At 58.4% G+C, this 14,664-nt stretch carries 14 protein-coding genes; 6 read left to right on the forward strand and 8 right to left on the reverse strand.

Annotation, left to right across the window (positions count from 1 at the left end):
- Nucleotides 1-27 precede the first annotated feature (27 nt).
- Entirely contained in the window at nt 28-1,542 is a 1,515-nt protein-coding gene (locus tag M2267_RS13165; protein ID WP_429114917.1) for an ABC transporter substrate-binding protein, read from the reverse strand.
- A gap of 39 nt (nt 1,543-1,581) precedes the next feature.
- Complete coding sequence (locus M2267_RS13170; protein WP_429114918.1) at nt 1,582-2,211, reverse strand: RraA family protein; 630 nt, start codon at nt 2,209-2,211, stop codon at nt 1,582-1,584.
- A 121-nt stretch (nt 2,212-2,332) separates the two neighbouring features.
- Between M2267_RS13170 and M2267_RS13175 the strand changes: the two genes are divergently transcribed.
- Nucleotides 2,333-3,238, forward strand: coding sequence for a LysR family transcriptional regulator (locus M2267_RS13175; RefSeq protein ID WP_429114919.1), 906 nt, complete (start codon nt 2,333-2,335; stop codon nt 3,236-3,238).
- Between the two features lie 285 nt (nt 3,239-3,523).
- On the opposite strand, the gene M2267_RS13180 is transcribed toward M2267_RS13175, so the two are convergent.
- Nucleotides 3,524-4,435: an HNH endonuclease gene (locus M2267_RS13180; RefSeq protein WP_429114920.1), complete on the reverse strand. Its 912-nt coding sequence runs from the start codon at nt 4,433-4,435 to the stop codon at nt 3,524-3,526.
- Between the two features lie 143 nt (nt 4,436-4,578).
- Here M2267_RS13180 and M2267_RS13185 point away from each other — a divergent pair, with 143 nt between their 5' ends.
- The 3 genes from M2267_RS13185 to M2267_RS13195 are packed head-to-tail and all read left to right on the forward strand — an operon-like array spanning nt 4,579 to nt 7,659.
- Nucleotides 4,579-6,930 (forward strand): hypothetical protein, encoded by a 2,352-nt coding sequence (locus M2267_RS13185; protein ID WP_429114921.1) that lies wholly within the window; start codon nt 4,579-4,581, stop codon nt 6,928-6,930.
- A 56-nt stretch (nt 6,931-6,986) separates the two neighbouring features.
- The gene (locus tag M2267_RS13190; protein WP_429115113.1) at nt 6,987-7,346 is read left to right on the forward strand and encodes a type II toxin-antitoxin system RelE/ParE family toxin; all 360 of its coding nucleotides are present in this window, start codon (nt 6,987-6,989) and stop codon (nt 7,344-7,346) included.
- Nucleotides 7,336-7,659, forward strand: coding sequence for a helix-turn-helix domain-containing protein (locus tag M2267_RS13195; RefSeq protein WP_429114922.1), 324 nt, complete (start codon nt 7,336-7,338; stop codon nt 7,657-7,659). Before M2267_RS13190 ends, M2267_RS13195 begins: the two co-directional genes overlap by 11 nt.
- Nucleotides 7,660-7,714: 55 nt before the next feature.
- Here the strand turns inward: M2267_RS13195 and M2267_RS13200 are convergent, their stop codons facing one another.
- Nucleotides 7,715-8,605: a LysR family transcriptional regulator gene (locus tag M2267_RS13200; protein ID WP_429114923.1), complete on the reverse strand. Its 891-nt coding sequence runs from the start codon at nt 8,603-8,605 to the stop codon at nt 7,715-7,717.
- 117 nt (nt 8,606-8,722) lie between these two features.
- On the opposite strand from M2267_RS13200, the gene M2267_RS13205 reads away from it, so the two are divergent.
- Nucleotides 8,723-9,058 (forward strand): helix-turn-helix domain-containing protein, encoded by a 336-nt coding sequence (locus M2267_RS13205; protein ID WP_429114924.1) that lies wholly within the window; start codon nt 8,723-8,725, stop codon nt 9,056-9,058.
- A gap of 311 nt (nt 9,059-9,369) precedes the next feature.
- On the opposite strand, the gene M2267_RS13210 is transcribed toward M2267_RS13205, so the two are convergent.
- The 4 genes from M2267_RS13210 to M2267_RS13225 are packed head-to-tail and all read right to left on the reverse strand — an operon-like array spanning nt 9,370 to nt 12,646.
- On the reverse strand, nt 9,370-9,885 hold the full coding sequence (locus tag M2267_RS13210; protein ID WP_429114925.1) for a hypothetical protein: 516 nt from the start codon (nt 9,883-9,885) through the stop codon (nt 9,370-9,372).
- Nucleotides 9,886-9,895: 10 nt separating this feature from the next.
- Entirely contained in the window at nt 9,896-10,477 is a 582-nt protein-coding gene (locus tag M2267_RS13215) for a G-protein coupled receptor (protein ID WP_250807286.1), read from the reverse strand.
- A gap of 9 nt (nt 10,478-10,486) precedes the next feature.
- Nucleotides 10,487-11,953 carry a glucosaminidase domain-containing protein gene (locus tag M2267_RS13220; RefSeq protein WP_429114926.1) on the reverse strand — a complete coding sequence of 489 codons (1,467 nt, stop codon included), beginning with the start codon at nt 11,951-11,953 and terminating at the stop codon, nt 10,487-10,489.
- An 18-nt stretch (nt 11,954-11,971) separates the two neighbouring features.
- Nucleotides 11,972-12,646, reverse strand: a complete 675-nt coding sequence (locus M2267_RS13225; protein ID WP_250807282.1) for a hypothetical protein — start codon at nt 12,644-12,646, stop codon at nt 11,972-11,974.
- Nucleotides 12,647-13,240: 594 nt separating this feature from the next.
- On the opposite strand from M2267_RS13225, the gene M2267_RS13230 reads away from it, so the two are divergent.
- Nucleotides 13,241-14,557, forward strand: coding sequence for a hypothetical protein (locus M2267_RS13230; protein ID WP_429114927.1), 1,317 nt, complete (start codon nt 13,241-13,243; stop codon nt 14,555-14,557).
- Nucleotides 14,558-14,664 lie beyond the last annotated feature (107 nt).

Consider the following 14,664-nt stretch of genomic DNA (forward strand, 5'->3'; position numbering starts at 1 on the left):
ACATATCGCCCGGCGCCGCGCGCGTCGCTATTTCAGGGTCAGCTTTGCCAGCTGCAATTCGACCGCGTTGGCGATGGTCGGCTGGAAATCGAGCCTGCTGCCGACCCGCATGTAGTTGACCATGTGGAACAGCGGCACGTCGGCGACCTTGTCCTCATAGATCCTGCGGAACACTTCCTGATAGGTCTGGGCCCGCTTGTCGCCCTGCTCGGTTCCGGCAAGCACGATCAGATCGTCGAGTTCGGGGTCGTGCAGTTCACTCTGGCGACCGTTCGAATGATACTTGAAGAAGGCCGTGAACGCCGCGTCGCCGCTGTTGTTGTCGTGCATCGTCAGGAAGATGTTGGGCTGGCGATCGGGAGCGAACGGCTTGTTGGCCATCTGCAGCCATTGCGACATTTCGAGGTTGTCGAGCTTGATGTTGAACCCGACCTGCCGGAGCATTTCGGCCGCGGCTTCGACGAATTCGTTGCTGTTGGCAAACATCGCCGGACGCCCGATCATGCGGATCTCGCGCGTTACGTCGACGCCGTCGGCCTTTGCCTCGGCGAGCAGCTTCTCGGCCTCCGCCGGGTCATAGGCCCAGGGTTTCAGGTTCGGGTTGAAGCCGAGCACGTTCGGGCCGACCTGCTGCATGGCAAGCTTTGCCTTGTCGCTGACGATGCTGCCGAGGAAGGCCTGCCGGTCGATGGCGAGGTTGATCGCCTTGCGAACACGCACGTCGTCGAGCGGCGGAATGTCGACCGACAGGCGGAACATGGCGCTGTCGGAATTCGGATAGACCTTGTCCGTCTGGTCGTTGGTCGCATCCTGCGGCGCGATGGAGAAGGCGAGATCCGCCTCGCCCGTCTCGACCATGGCGGCCGCCACGGAGGATTCGGTGCGCCAGACATAGGTCGCCTTGTCGATGACTGGCTTTTCACCCCAATAGGCGTCGTCGCGGACGAGCACGACGTTTTCACCCTGCGTCCAGTGATCGAACCGGTAGGGGCCGGTGCCGACCGGCTTTGCGGTGTATTCGCCCATCGGGGTGTTGGGCGAGGAAATCGCCAGCTGCGCCAGAAGCGTCGGCAGGATCGGAACGGGCGCCTTGGTGGTGAATTTCACCGTGTGGGCGTCCACTTCGCTCGCCGTCACATCAGTGCCGTCGAAATATTTGGTGCGGGTGATGCAGGTCAGCTTCGGATCGACGGTGCGCTCCACCGAATGGATCACGGACATGGCGTCGAACGGCGCGCCATCATGAAACTTGATGCCCTCACGCAGCTTGAAAACCCATTCGGTAGGCGAGGTCTGCTCCCAGCTTTCGGCCAGTCGCGGCAGCGTCGTGTTTTTGTCGTAGTCGAGTTCAACCAGCGTTTCGACGACATTCTGCTTGATGATGCGGCCGATGACGGACCGCGGCGTTTCGCACGGGTCGAGCCTGTCGGGTCCAGCGGGAAGCACGATCGTGACCGAGGTCTTCTCCCCAGCCAGTGCCATCCCGACCGGCAGCGCCATCGTTGTCGCCAGCGCGACCGCAAACGATTTCCAAATTTTCAAAGGCGTATCCTCCTCTTGCCTTATGTCATGCCGCGCGTTTCAGCCTTTGACCAGCTGAAGCCGCGCCTCCCTGAATTTTGCAATCTTGTCGCGCTCCCGTTCCTCCTGGGCGCGGATACCGGGAATGAGGCCGGCAGCGATTTCCGGCGAGACGGCGACGATCCCGTCGTCGTCGCCAACAATAAGGTCGCCGGGATTGACCACCAGGCCGCCGATCGAAACGGCAACGTTGATCGCGCCCGGGCCGTTCTTGTAGGGACCCTTATGGGTCACGCCACGGGCAAAACAGGGCAGATCCGACGCCCGGATGGCAGCGACGTCGCGGATCGCGCCGTCGATGACAAAGCCGGCAACGCCAAGCGATTCCGCATGGGTCATGATGATCTCACCGATCAGCGCCTGGCTGATATCGCCACCGCCATCGACGACGATGACGTCGCCCCGGCGCGCGACCTTCAGGGCCGCATGGATGGCGAGATTGTCGCCGTGACGGGTCTTGACCGTCAGCGCCGTGCCGATGAGCTGGCCGCTCCGGTGATAGGGCAGGATCCCCGTCGCCCCCGGAAGACGCTCCATGTTGTCGCTAATGATGGACGTGGGCACGCCTCGGAACTGCACCAGGAGTTCGGCGCCCAGAGGCGCGGGTAACGGGAATTCTTCGACTGACATGTTTCCTCCAACGAAAGCCATCCCACGGCCTTCCTTCATGAAGGAAATCTAAACTTGCCAAACGCCGCGAAAAAGCGATAAATTTCGTCCTATATAAATCGCTTTTCTTCATGGAACGCCGATGTTCACCCTGAAGCAGATGGAAGCCCTCTACTGGGTCGCGACGCTCGGCAGTTTCGAAGCTGCCGCGTCTTATCTGAACGTCACCCAATCGACGATCTCGAAACGGATCGGCGAGCTGGAAAGCCGTTTCTCCGTCCCGCTCTTCGATCGCTCCGCCCGGCAATCCGTGCTGACATCGAAAGGGGGCGATATCCGGGATATAGCCGAACAGATGCTGCGGCTGAACGACCGGCTGGTTCTGACCGCGCGGGCATCGGTCGCGCCGCCCCTGCGCTTCCGGCTCGGCGTGACAGACCTCGTTGCGCTGTCCTGGCTGCCGGAATTGCTGGCGACCATCATCGAGCGGTACCCGGACATCAGCCTCGAGCCGGAGATCGACCTGACGGCGGGGCTCATGGAACGCCTGACCGACCGCAAGATCGATTTCGTTATCTGCCCGCGGATTACCCAGCATCCGCAGTTCATCAACATGCGGCTCGGCGAGATCGAACTCGTCTGGATGGCGAGCCCGAAGGTTTACGGCGATGACCAGGTTCTCGGCAACGACGAACTGCTGCGCTTTCCGCTGTTGATCCAGTCGACCGGCTCGATCCTGCGGCCGATCCTTCACGACGTCATCGACAATCCAAAACTGCCATTCGCCAAAACCATTTCCTGCAACAACATGGCGGCACTCGCCGAGCTTGCGGCTTTTGGCCTCGGGATCACCATCCTGCCGAAGGCCTTCTTCAGCAAATATGTCAGTGATGGGCGGTTGCGGATCATGAAAACAGCCATCGCGCTGCCAAAGCTCGAATATTTCATCACCTACCGCAACGACTACAATGGCGCATTTTTTGAAGAGATCGCCGAACTCTGCCGGGCCCTTTGCGATTTCACGGGCCGAACCGCCTCTGGGGGTTAAGCCCGCTCCATTGCCGGATACGAATCCCCTTGCACCGGCGATGCGAGATTCCAAGCGGATTGGACACGTCAGTTATCTTTCGGTGCAAATCTTATATCGGGCGGCGTTTATGAGTGGCTTTTGGTCCAACGGTCCGGGCGTCCAAATCCAGGGCGGCAACGCCAAACCTCCAACGGACCGACGAGAATGGAAGCCGGCAATATGCCGCCTGGCGCTGATGTCTCCTATCCCCCGCCTTGAGCAGATTCGAATTTACGGCGACGTTTATCGGGTTCTGCACCAGCTTTACTGCTTGAAACAGTTCTCGCGATGCCAACGCAGGAAATGCGGATGCGGCCGCTCGAATGCCCGCATCGGTACGATCGCGCGTCCGGTCCTGTTTATCAGCCCTCGTATACTCCCCCGATCATTGGCATGCCTTGAAATCAAGATGTCAAGGTCATCTGAAAGGCTGATCAGGCCACGGTCGAACATCCAGTGCGCCGTGCCGGATAGAGCGATGCCATTGGTGAGGATATCCGGCCCTTTCGCCTCAACCGGCCGTATGTGCGCTGCATCGACTTCGGCGCGTCCACCGCCGTTGATGAGCTTCAAGCCAGTGATTGCACAGCGCTTATCGTAGGCCTGAACGACGAGGCGGCGGAACAACCGGTCACGAACAATCCGTGACGAGAGCTGTGTGACGCGGTTGCGCTCTTGCTCGAACACGAACGGCGTTTGAACGCCTTCCCCCAGTCCTTCAACCGAGATCCTAGTGTCCAATTCGCCGGTCCGCGGCAACTCTGGCACTTGCTCATCTAGCCCAATGCCCACAATGCGATTGAAGTCCGCGCTCGAAATGGGCCTTACCGCAGACTGCGCCCTCCCCGATATCCTGCCCTCTTCGTTCAGGACGCCGCGCTCAACCACACCTTCTGCTCCGCTGAAAGGAACCGGATTGATGAAGTCGAGATAGCTGCCCGGCTCGATGAGCGCGAGATACATGCCCGGCGCCTTTGGATCTGGGATGACCTCGGCCACCTTGGCGACAGCGAAATAGCCCCGCGTCGCCGCAACCTTGCGCGGCTCATAGTAGATGATCCAATCGCCAAGGCAGGCCCGCACCCTTCCAAGATATTGGCTTGGAAACTGGTACTGTTCTGCCGGGCTGTCGTCGTAGATCGAATCTGAGCGATGAATGAAGACCCCGAATCCCATGATTGACGCTTAGCACAGCCTGTGCGTTCGCCGATACGATTTCACACGCATCTCTGGGTCAAATTTAGAGTTCGTTTACCACATGGTCTTAGCAGGCCACGCCCCGGCACTCGTGCCGATCAGCGATACGAATTCTGGATCTCATGAAAACCCAATCTGCTTCATCACTTCATTTTCAGCGTAAAATTTCCGACTTCTGCGATGTTCGCGTCGCGCCACTTGTTTCCAGGCGGACCCTGGAGAACATAAAGCCCTACCTCTCCAGCTTGATCCTTTACCGCAAGCATCCGCCGACGCGGATGGGCCGCATCGATTGGCGATCCGTTTCTGATGCCTGCGCTTTGGAAGACGAGATGACCCCCGCGCTAAAGAAGGGCCTGCAATCCGGGCTCGAAGCGATCATCCGCTGGATTGATCAGCAACGACCAGTCGAGCATGACCGGCCCACGCCTACACCGCCGATCGAAAGCCCTCGCTGCGCGACCCGCAAACCTGACGTGAAGGCGAGCAAATCTCCGAGCTCACCACGACCAACACCGTCGACGCAGACGAGGACAAAGCCCGGGGTCCCGCCGAGGGCGGTCGAGGAACACCCAGGGCCTCTCTTCGATTGGACAGAAAATCCGTCAGATTTCCAAGAAGCGCTGAACTACCACATGCGCCGACACGGTGACACGTACTGGCATCTTCACCGGGCAGTCGCCGGCGACCACGAGACCTTCGATAATAAGACACTGCTCAGTTGGACGAACGGCACGCGCGTCCCAAGATCGACGGACAGTTTCGAGATCCTCGCCCTCATTGAGAAACGCTATCGGCTCCCTAGCGGATACTTCAAAGAACGGCTGCCACATCAGTCACGATCAGTATCCGGACATGAGTTCGAGAGTGACGTCAGTCCTGCCGAGCGGCGGCGGCTCGCCTGGCACCTGCCGGATGACTTCAACAGTTTGCCATTTAGCAAGCGCGAAGAGATCGTCGATTGGGTACGGCGCGTGATCATCTCCGGCACCACCGACTATCGGCGCTTCCAGGCGGCAGCGATCCGGCAGCGATATGCCATTCGCTTTCCTGGTCTCTCTTATGGAAGCTCGCTTTCGCCGCGGCTTGCATCGAACGATCTGGAATGGGGAGGAGAATCCGGTCATGCGACGATCGAAGATCCGGATCTGCTTGCTGGTGTTGTTGATGCCCCTGCCCGGCTCGCGATGGAGATGGCAAACCTCGTACGCTTCAAGACCGCGACCCTGACGACCCTCGGGTTCCAGCGTAATGGGGTCTGGGGAGAGGAGACGGCTGCACAGAAGATTGAGCATCTGGGCCTCATGTTCGGTGCCTTGGCAGCTTCACCAAAGAGCGCTGTCAAAGGCTATGGCGTGCCGCTCAGCCAGCTGACCTTTGGCTTGCTTGTCTTTCCCGGGATCTGGGATTGGTACCTGCATTGGCGAGAGAAGCGCCGTGGCTTCTACACCACATGGGAAGAAGACATGTTGAGCGTGCTTCTCGGCATGGTTCGGCCCGAGACGGGTTGGATGTGGCAGCATCCGGAGCTCGTCCAGAATGCGAGCCCAATCCCCGGCCTGGTGACATCTGCGGAGATCGCTGCGGCACAAAAGGACTGGCATTCGTCGTGCGACATCGTCTTCAAGCATGCGTCGCAACGCTCGAGAGAGATTCAGCGTGTCGCGCGTGTGCACCGTGATCCCTTCGAGCCGATTATGTCCGTGCTCGAGGCTGACAGTCCGCTCGCCGAGTATCGCAAGATCACCGACGAAATCATGCGGCGCATGCCGGACCAGGATCGTTATCCGCGTTCGGCGGCGGAATCCGTTCGATCCTTCCTGATGCTGCGCCTTGGCCTCCATCTCGGTCTTCGCCAGAAGAACCTCAGGCAACTGCTTGTTTGCCCGCGGGGACATTTCCCGACGTCGGAGCGTCGTCTTGAAGACATGAAGCGTGGTGAGATCCGCTGGAGCGACCGCGATGGCGGCTGGGAAGTCCTGATCCCTTCCAATGCCTTCAAGAATGCGAACTCCTCATTCTTCGGTTCGAAGCCGTTCCGTCTGGTGCTTCCGAACCTGCAGGATCTCTATCCCCATCTGAACGCGTATATCGAGCGTCATCGTGCCGTGCTGCTCGCTGGCGCCGAAGATCCAGGCACCCTTTTCGTGAAGACGGTCAAAACCAAAACCAAGGATGCGTCTTACGACCAGACGACCTTTTACGAGGCTTGGCGGACTGCGATCCAACGCTATGGCATCTACAATCCATATACCGGTCGCGGCGCCATCAAGGGTTTGCTTCCGCATGGTCCCCATAACGTCCGAGATGTCCTTGCGACGCATATCCTGAAACAAACCGGATCCTACGAGCAGGCAAGCTACGCCATCCAGGACACGCCGGAGATGGTTGCGAACCACTACGGTCGTTTCCTGCCGCAGGAAAAAGCGGCGCTTGCTGCCAGGATTTTGAATCAGGTATGGGAAGCAGCGTAGTCTCCGCAATTTTCCCGACAACTTGATAGGTGTAGCACCTAGTGCTATATAAAGCGATATCACGACAGACTTTCAAAACGGCGTGGTTTTCCAAGGCAGCGAAGAAAGCGCGGATCTCCGACAAAGCCCTTCGCAAGGCAATTGACCAAGTCGCACGCGGACAGGCTGATGATCTCGATGGCGGCGTGTTCAAGAAGCGGCTCAACGATAACATGCACCGTTCGATCGTTCTGGCGAAAGCGGGTGAGTACTGGGTGTTCGCCTATCTGTTCGCGAAGAAGGACCGCGCAAACATCAATGACGACGAACTCCTGGCTTTCCGGAAGCTCGCCGAACTCTATCGGCGCAAGACGCAGGCCGAGCTTGATGCCGAAATCGGGACCGGCGCCCTACTGGAGATTTGCAGTGACGACTAAGCGCAAGTTCAAGAGCGATGCCTTTGAGGCAATTTATAGCGCCGTAGAAGATATGTATGCGGCAGGCACTATCAACAAGGAAACCATGAAAACCTTTGATGAGACTTGCCTGTCCATCCCGCAGGAGCTATCGCCGGGTGAGATCAAGGCGCTGCGCGAGAACAACCATGTCAGCCAGCCAGTCTTCGCGCGCTATCTGAATACCAGTGAATCGACAGTACAAAAGTGGGAAACCGGTGCGAAGAGGCCGAGCGGCCCCGCATTGAAGCTGCTCTCGATCGTCCGGAAACACGGCCTGGAGATGCTGTCCTAGAAGCACGTTGCTGCGAAAGGCGTGAGCAGGGTGCAACTGAGCGCTTACCTCCCCTTCACCTACCCGGCCGCGCCAGTGACCGGGCTATGTCGATGATGTCGTCCCGCGACGCCGTTGGGTCTTCCTTGTTCCAGGCAACTCCAAGCCCGATCTTCAGATCAACGCCGCGCACGGGCCGAAGCTCGAAACTGCGGTTGGGCAGGTCTTTCGTCCACTCCGGCGCAAACCCGATACCTAGGCCGGCGGAGACCAGCGACACCAGCGAAAAGGTGTCGTCGCAGCTGTAGGCGATGTTGCCGGTCAGCCCATGGGTCTCGAACATCTCGGAGAAGTAGCGCTCCGAATAGGAAAGGTTTTGACGGGAGAAGGCGATGATCTTCTCTCTCCTCAGATCTTCGATGTCGATCTCGCTTCGAAGTGCCAGAGGACTCGTCTTCTCGACTGCCAGCATATAGCGCTCATGGGCGATCGAGAAGAAGCGCAATGAACCGATGTTTTCGACGGGACGAATGAAGCCGAGATTGATCTGGCCGTTTTCCAAGCCGCGGATGATGTCTGAGGTCGAGCCGCTCGTCACATGCAGCGCCACATCAGGAAACTTCCGACCGATGCGCGCAAGAAACGCCGGCAGAACTCCTATGGTCGCCGGATAGACGGTTCCGATCTTGATCGTCCGCGCCGCCTTGCCGGCCACCGATCGCGCGACATCGATCGAAAGCCCGACATCACCAATGATCCGAACCGCCCGATCGTAGAACGCCTCCCCTGCCCGCGTGAGCTCGACCCGACGCGTCGACCGATCCAGCAGCCGAACCCCCAGCTCCTTCTCCAACGCCTGGATGTGCGCGCTCAATGCCGGCTGGGCGATGCACATGCGCGCCGCCGCTCGATTGAAGTGCAGTTCCTCGGCCACCGCGACGAAGAACGAAAGCTGACGTAGTTCCATGTGCGGTTCCACCTCCTCAGGCCGGGTCCATCGTTGCAATCAACACTACATATTGTTCTTATAACACTCCATATCGTTCGTGGCTATATTCGTGTCCCTAAGGAACAAATTGTTCCCATGGACACACTCGCGAGACGATTGCAGGAGCGAGCCCAACAGTTGGGCATTTCTAACGCTGAAGCAGCTCGGCGGGTGGGGCTCGATGAACGTCGTTACGCGCACTACGCGTCAGGGCGTAGAGAGCCAGACTTGGCAACGCTTGTGAGAATCTCCGACGCTTTAGGGACGTCGCCCAACTGGCTGTTAGGCGTGACCGTGAGCACCGCGCAAGATGCTCATCTCGCCGCCTTGGTCGAGCGCTTCGCCAATGCAGCCAACGGCATGACCAAACAAGAAATCGAGCTCTGTGTGATTCAGGCAGAGGCAATTGTCGCCGCCAAAAACCGCGCCTAGCCTTTGCCGTTCCAGGCATTCCACTCGATACATTATGCGATCTTTTTGGCCTAAAACGTGAACGTCCTGGCAACAAGCGGTGGAAAGGGTCTTGGGGAACGTCTCACTTGAGCAAGCTGTACCGAGGCAAAGCTCGACGACTATCATGCTGCCGTGTGGACGCTTGCTGCAGGTGACGAGCACGAGTAGCTTCGGCCAGGATGGATGGAATTGTTCGACAATTTGGGAATTGCGAACGTTCCGCAAAAGACGTCGCACTGCGACCGCAGGCGGATTGACCACGAGCGCTCATGCGCCATACCTAACTTGCGCTACTCTCCGACAAACTCGGAGATGACGTACTTCCCGTCTGCTGCATGCAGGCGATAGAGTTTGCCACGTTCAATAGCCAGCACGAAACTCGTACCGCCCGTTCCTATTACAGCAGTGACGCCTGAAGCCGCACCAAGTTTGACCGTCGCGATTTCTCTCGGCGCCAGAAGCAGGGTCTGATGGCTGCCTCCGACGACTACATCGACATTAAGCGCCTCGGTGTAGCCGTTCACGAAGCCTACGTTCTCTGATCCGATTACAGGATCGTACAGGGCGCGCGGTGATCGGAGCGGTTCCTGCACAAGTGGATTTGGAGCAAAGGCAGGGGGCATCGTTGAGATGTCAGGCATAATTACCGACGGATCGAAGATTGGCACTCCAGAGCCGATCACGCCGGGTGCGGCCTCCGGCGCGAGTCCCCCAAGAAAGGTACGGTCGGGCAGCGCAGATTGCGCGAATGTTAGATCGGTGCTGATAATCAGAGCAACCGATGTCAAAATGCCGGTGTTCCTCATCACGTTTCTCCTATCGAGGGAATTTCGCTTCGTCCCTTTTATTCGCCCCTGGCGTTTCGGGCGCGGGCTCCGGCGCCGACCCGGCCCGCGCTTCTCCGGTCATCCGGCCGAAGATGTATCCAACGATAGTTCCGAGGAGGCTGTACACCGGAGCGGCCTGCTTGTCGGAGTAACCGGCGGAGATCAGGAAGAGCGAGGCGAACACGACGACGATAATGATGAACGTCCGTGTAAATTCTGGCGTGATTGCCGCTCGGCCGGCCATCAGGCAAAGCGCGAGGATCGTAACCGCCATGATGGCAACGGTCATGGCAGTGAGCCAGAACTCGTAAGGTGTCTTATAGGTCCAATAGGCGCGAGGAGCCTCGCTGTTCTGGGTAGCGACGACCTGACCTTCCCGCGGCCCGGCTGATTGAGCCTCCTGTCCAGCGCTAATCGCTTTCGGTGGCGGATTTGTGGACTGCGTCGTCTGTGCGGTCTGCGCCTGCGCGGGTTCGCCCCCGGCGGTGTTCTGTGCGAGAAGTGGCAGCGTTGGGCTCAACACGGCCACGGCAGCCACGGTGAAGGTCGCGACAAGGTTTCGGAGCGTCATTGGATGGCCTCACGCATCTAAAGCCTGCCCCTCGAGCCAGTCGCGAACCCCTCGAAGATACGCACGTCCGATCGCCTCCCGGCCTACGGTGGCTGCGGCTACGCAGTCGTTCGAGTTGGAGCCGAAGAAGGGCTCACACAGAACGGTGGGGATGTTTGGTAGCGCCGACACCGAGCCCCACCCCCTGTCTCCCACTTTCAGCAGTCGCAATCCATCAGCGTGACGAACGGCAATCTTTAGAAGATCCGTGGTGGAGACCACCAGCTTCGCGGCCAGCGACTTCGCTTGCTCGTTGGAAAGGCAAAGCATCTCCAGTCCGTTGGCCTGCGCGTCACTGCTGCTGTTGAAGTGCAGTTCCAGAATGCAATGTGGATTCCACGAGGCAACCTTCGCATAGGCGTCCTGGATTTCTTTCGAATAGCTGCCGGTCGCCTCGCGCCAAAAAAGTTCGACGTTCAGATTGTAGTGCCCCGCTTCGGATTTCATTTCTTCAGCGACGATCTGGTTGAAGTCGAATTCCATCTGATTTATCGGCGCGCCCGAACTCGCTCCCTTGCTGAGGCGATTGTGTCCAACGACAACGGCCAGCCGCGCGGCGTTGTCGGGCGTGCCGCCCGCCGAAATGCTGGCGGTGCCAAGCGTAATGCGCAAAAGGCCGGCCGCCTCGTCAAACAACGCCAACACCTTGCCCACGTACGCGGGATCCGCCGCGTAGTTGCCGGCAATATGCCGAATGTATTTGACGCCATCATCGCCAAGCTGATCCCAGCCGTCGTACGGACCGCTTCTAATGAAATGCCAGTAGCCCGCAACGAACGCGGCAATCGAGTCGAAGCTGCAGTAGGTTGTCGCATCGCCATCCGTGCCAGTGTAGTCGACTGGGGTCGCGTGTCCCGCCATCCTCTCCCGAAACTTTATTCCGGCGAAGTTCCGGTGCTCGCGAGCGAGCCTGCTGGTCCCCCTACCGGACTCGAGGATCCACTGCGAGAGACTCGCCACCTTCAGGCCGTCCGGGATTCCCTTGAAGGAAGCATAGTAGAGAACCAGATCCTTCCACCACACGCTTCCATCATCCGCGTTTGCAGATCCGGGCTGCGGTTGTGCGCCGGGCTGCGGCTGAGGACTCGATGGAGCTACAGTTTTCTGGGCAAGCGGGGGGCTAACAGTCGCTGGCGTATACGGCGCGACATTCACTCCTATCCCGACCAGCGCGCGGTCCAGCGCCACTTTGTACTCGGCGAACGGAGACGTATTCGCCGACAACACGATTTGCTCTAGGCGCATAGCCGCAACGCTCACGGCCGCCGCCGCCTGCTCCATGATGGCCTCCTCCAATTGACCAAGGATGATCCATAGTCGGGAGTAGGCTGCTCTTAGCTTGCCTTGTTCGTCCCCGTCCGAGCTGGCTCTCAGCCGCTGCTCAATTGCCAGAATGCTTGCGTTTACGGCGGCTTGAGCCTGAATTACCGACGTCACTTCACCCTCCTATGATTTCTATCCCCCAGCAAAGACTTTGCGTACGGCTTCGACGTCTGCACGAAGACGGGCGGACTCTCCGGCCAATTCGGCGAGCGCAACGCCTCTGTTCGGATTCTCCAAAGCGAATTTTAACAACTGGAACGTGTCGTGGAGCCGATCCAACAGAACCACGAAATTCGCTACTTTGGTCCGTTCGCCATTGATCTTGGAGATTTGAGTTTCCGTGATTATCGGCTGTTGGCGGTCCATGTAGATCATCGCGCTGTAGATAGATGGCGCCGCGTTCTTCAGTGCGACTAGTAGCCGCTCGACGCTGTCGGCGCCCTGCAGGACAAGTCGGCGAGCCTCCGCGACGCTATAGGCCCGCAACGCGTGATCGATGATCGGATCGAGGGCCTGGACGATAGCGGACGCCCCCGGTATCCCGCCTATCTTTTCCAGATTGGTAGAAATCTCCACGAGATAGGATTTCGAAGTCGCCACATCCTTGCCTTCAACCAGCGCGGCGAGGAGGTTGGCGTACGCAGTCACCACTGTCAGTGATCGGCGGAACGCCTCGGTGTTTGGCGGCTCGCCAATCGTGGCGAAATAGGCCGCGTCCTCGACCTTGAAGTCGTACCGTTGCGCCGGGTTTGCTTTAACGAGCGCGTGCCGACGATTGCGTTCGGCCACCGCGAGGCCGTCGAACAACAGCGCCCCTGCATCGTTTACCGCCCCAGCCGCCTTCGCAAACGCTCTTGTCTCTTCAATTGGCGCATTGTTTACACATCCGCTTGTGATCCACCCAAGCAAAACGGACGCAATAACTTGTCGATACGCGAGCGCCCTCCCGCCCCGACTCGCAATACGCGTTTGCCTCATTCTCCCCAAGTCCCATGCAGCTTATTCTTTTAGCGATTGTTTATACAATTTCTTATTGAAATATGCAACCGCGTCTCATTCAGCTAACGCCTAGGTCGCAACCGAACTTGCGCGTTCTCTGCGGAGGTGGCCATCTGGCGCGAACCGCGAAAGCGGTGTGTTCTCCAAGCCGTCATAGTCCAATGCCGTTCCGCTCGCCGGCAGACATTGTTCGTCGAGCCATTGCAGACACATTTCACGAACTTTCTGGGGACCGATAGACATCATTTCGTGACTCTCGGAGCAACTTGGAGCCAATCAGAGCAGAAATTGGATGTTGATTGACACGATCAGGCTCCAATCAAAGGAATTCTTCAACTCTCATCATTCGCCAGGTTGTCATTGTGGTGTGATATTCACGTGTTTGGAAATGCGGATTTATCTATGCAATTGAAACGCAGCGAACTTTACAGCCAGGTATGCAAGGCACCACTGAGCAAACTTGCCCCGGAATTCGGTATAACCGGCACGGCATTGGCCGCCGTGTGCAGGCGACATCAGATACCATATCCCGGATCGGGATACTGGACACGCAAGTCCCTTGGCCTTCCTGCAGAGCTGCCTGCGCTACCTGATGGCTCAGACGAGATCATCGAAATCATACCGGTGGCCCCGAAGCAGCGGAAGCAGAAGGCGCTTGAAGGCAATGCACGTCCAAAGACGAGATCCGTTGCGAGGACCCGCCGCCTCGAGCATCACCCGTTGCTTTTTGGCGCTGAAGAGCATCTGAGGAAATCTCGCGCTGCAAAAGACGGAGAGTTCCTTCGGCCCTACAAGCGAATTCTGCCAGACGTGATTTCATCAGAAGCCGCTCTGCTTCGCGCACTATCGATCGCCAATGACCTCTACGTCGCGCTGGACAGGCAGGGCTATCGCGTTCACATCCCCCCGGCCGGAGAAGGCCACCGACGCATTCATGTTCAGGAGCAGGAGGTTGAGCGGAAGGATCGAAAGTACGGTCGATATAATTCCGGCAGTATCTGGGGGCCAGACAGGCCAACGATTTTCTACATCGACACAGTGCCGATCGGTCTCGCTATCACTGAAATGACCGAACGGGTGACGATGCGGTACCTGAACGGTGATTACCATCGTGAGGACAGCAGGCTCGTCCGGTCGATGAAATCCTGGCAGCTGACGCACTCATGGACGACCGAGCAGGATATGCCTTCCGGGCGCTTCCGGATAATTGCCTATTCTCCGAAGAATGGCGTTGAATGGTCTCTGAGCTGGCAGGATACGGAAACGGAGCCACTAACCAAAGCAATTCCGAATATTGTCGAGACGTTACGGGCAGCGAGAGACAAGCTGCAAACCCTTATGACAGCAGAAGATGAAGCTGAGGCCAGAAGGAAAAAAGAGCGGCAGGAGGAGTGGGAACGCTACCAGCGGCGCGAGGATGAACGCAAAGTTGCCCAGGCGATGAAGGATAGCCAGCAACAATTGGCAGAGATTATCGAGAGCTGGGGCAAGGCGATGGTTGTTGAACGCTTCTTCTCCGATGTAGAGCAACGGATGGAAGGGGTCGATGAAGCGCTCCGACAGCATCTGGAAGGACGGCTGAAGCTCGCTCGCCAGATGATGGGTAGCATAGACCCACTGGACTTCATGGCAAACTGGCGGGCACCTGACGACAGGTACCGGTCTAAATATGACCCGTCGTCTCGATCGCCGTCAGGCGGACCCACAAAAGAGCAATGAAGAGTACCGGAGAAATCAGCAAGGCGCCGCCTCTGGCGGGATTTCGGGAGTTCTCGACACGGGACAGACGGGAACAGGCCAGCCGCAGGAGCTTCAGCATAGCGGTC

Origin of the sequence: Ensifer sp. KUDG1 (assembly GCF_050434285.1) — a bacterium.
In the GTDB taxonomy this organism is placed as follows: domain Bacteria; phylum Pseudomonadota; class Alphaproteobacteria; order Rhizobiales; family Rhizobiaceae; genus Ensifer.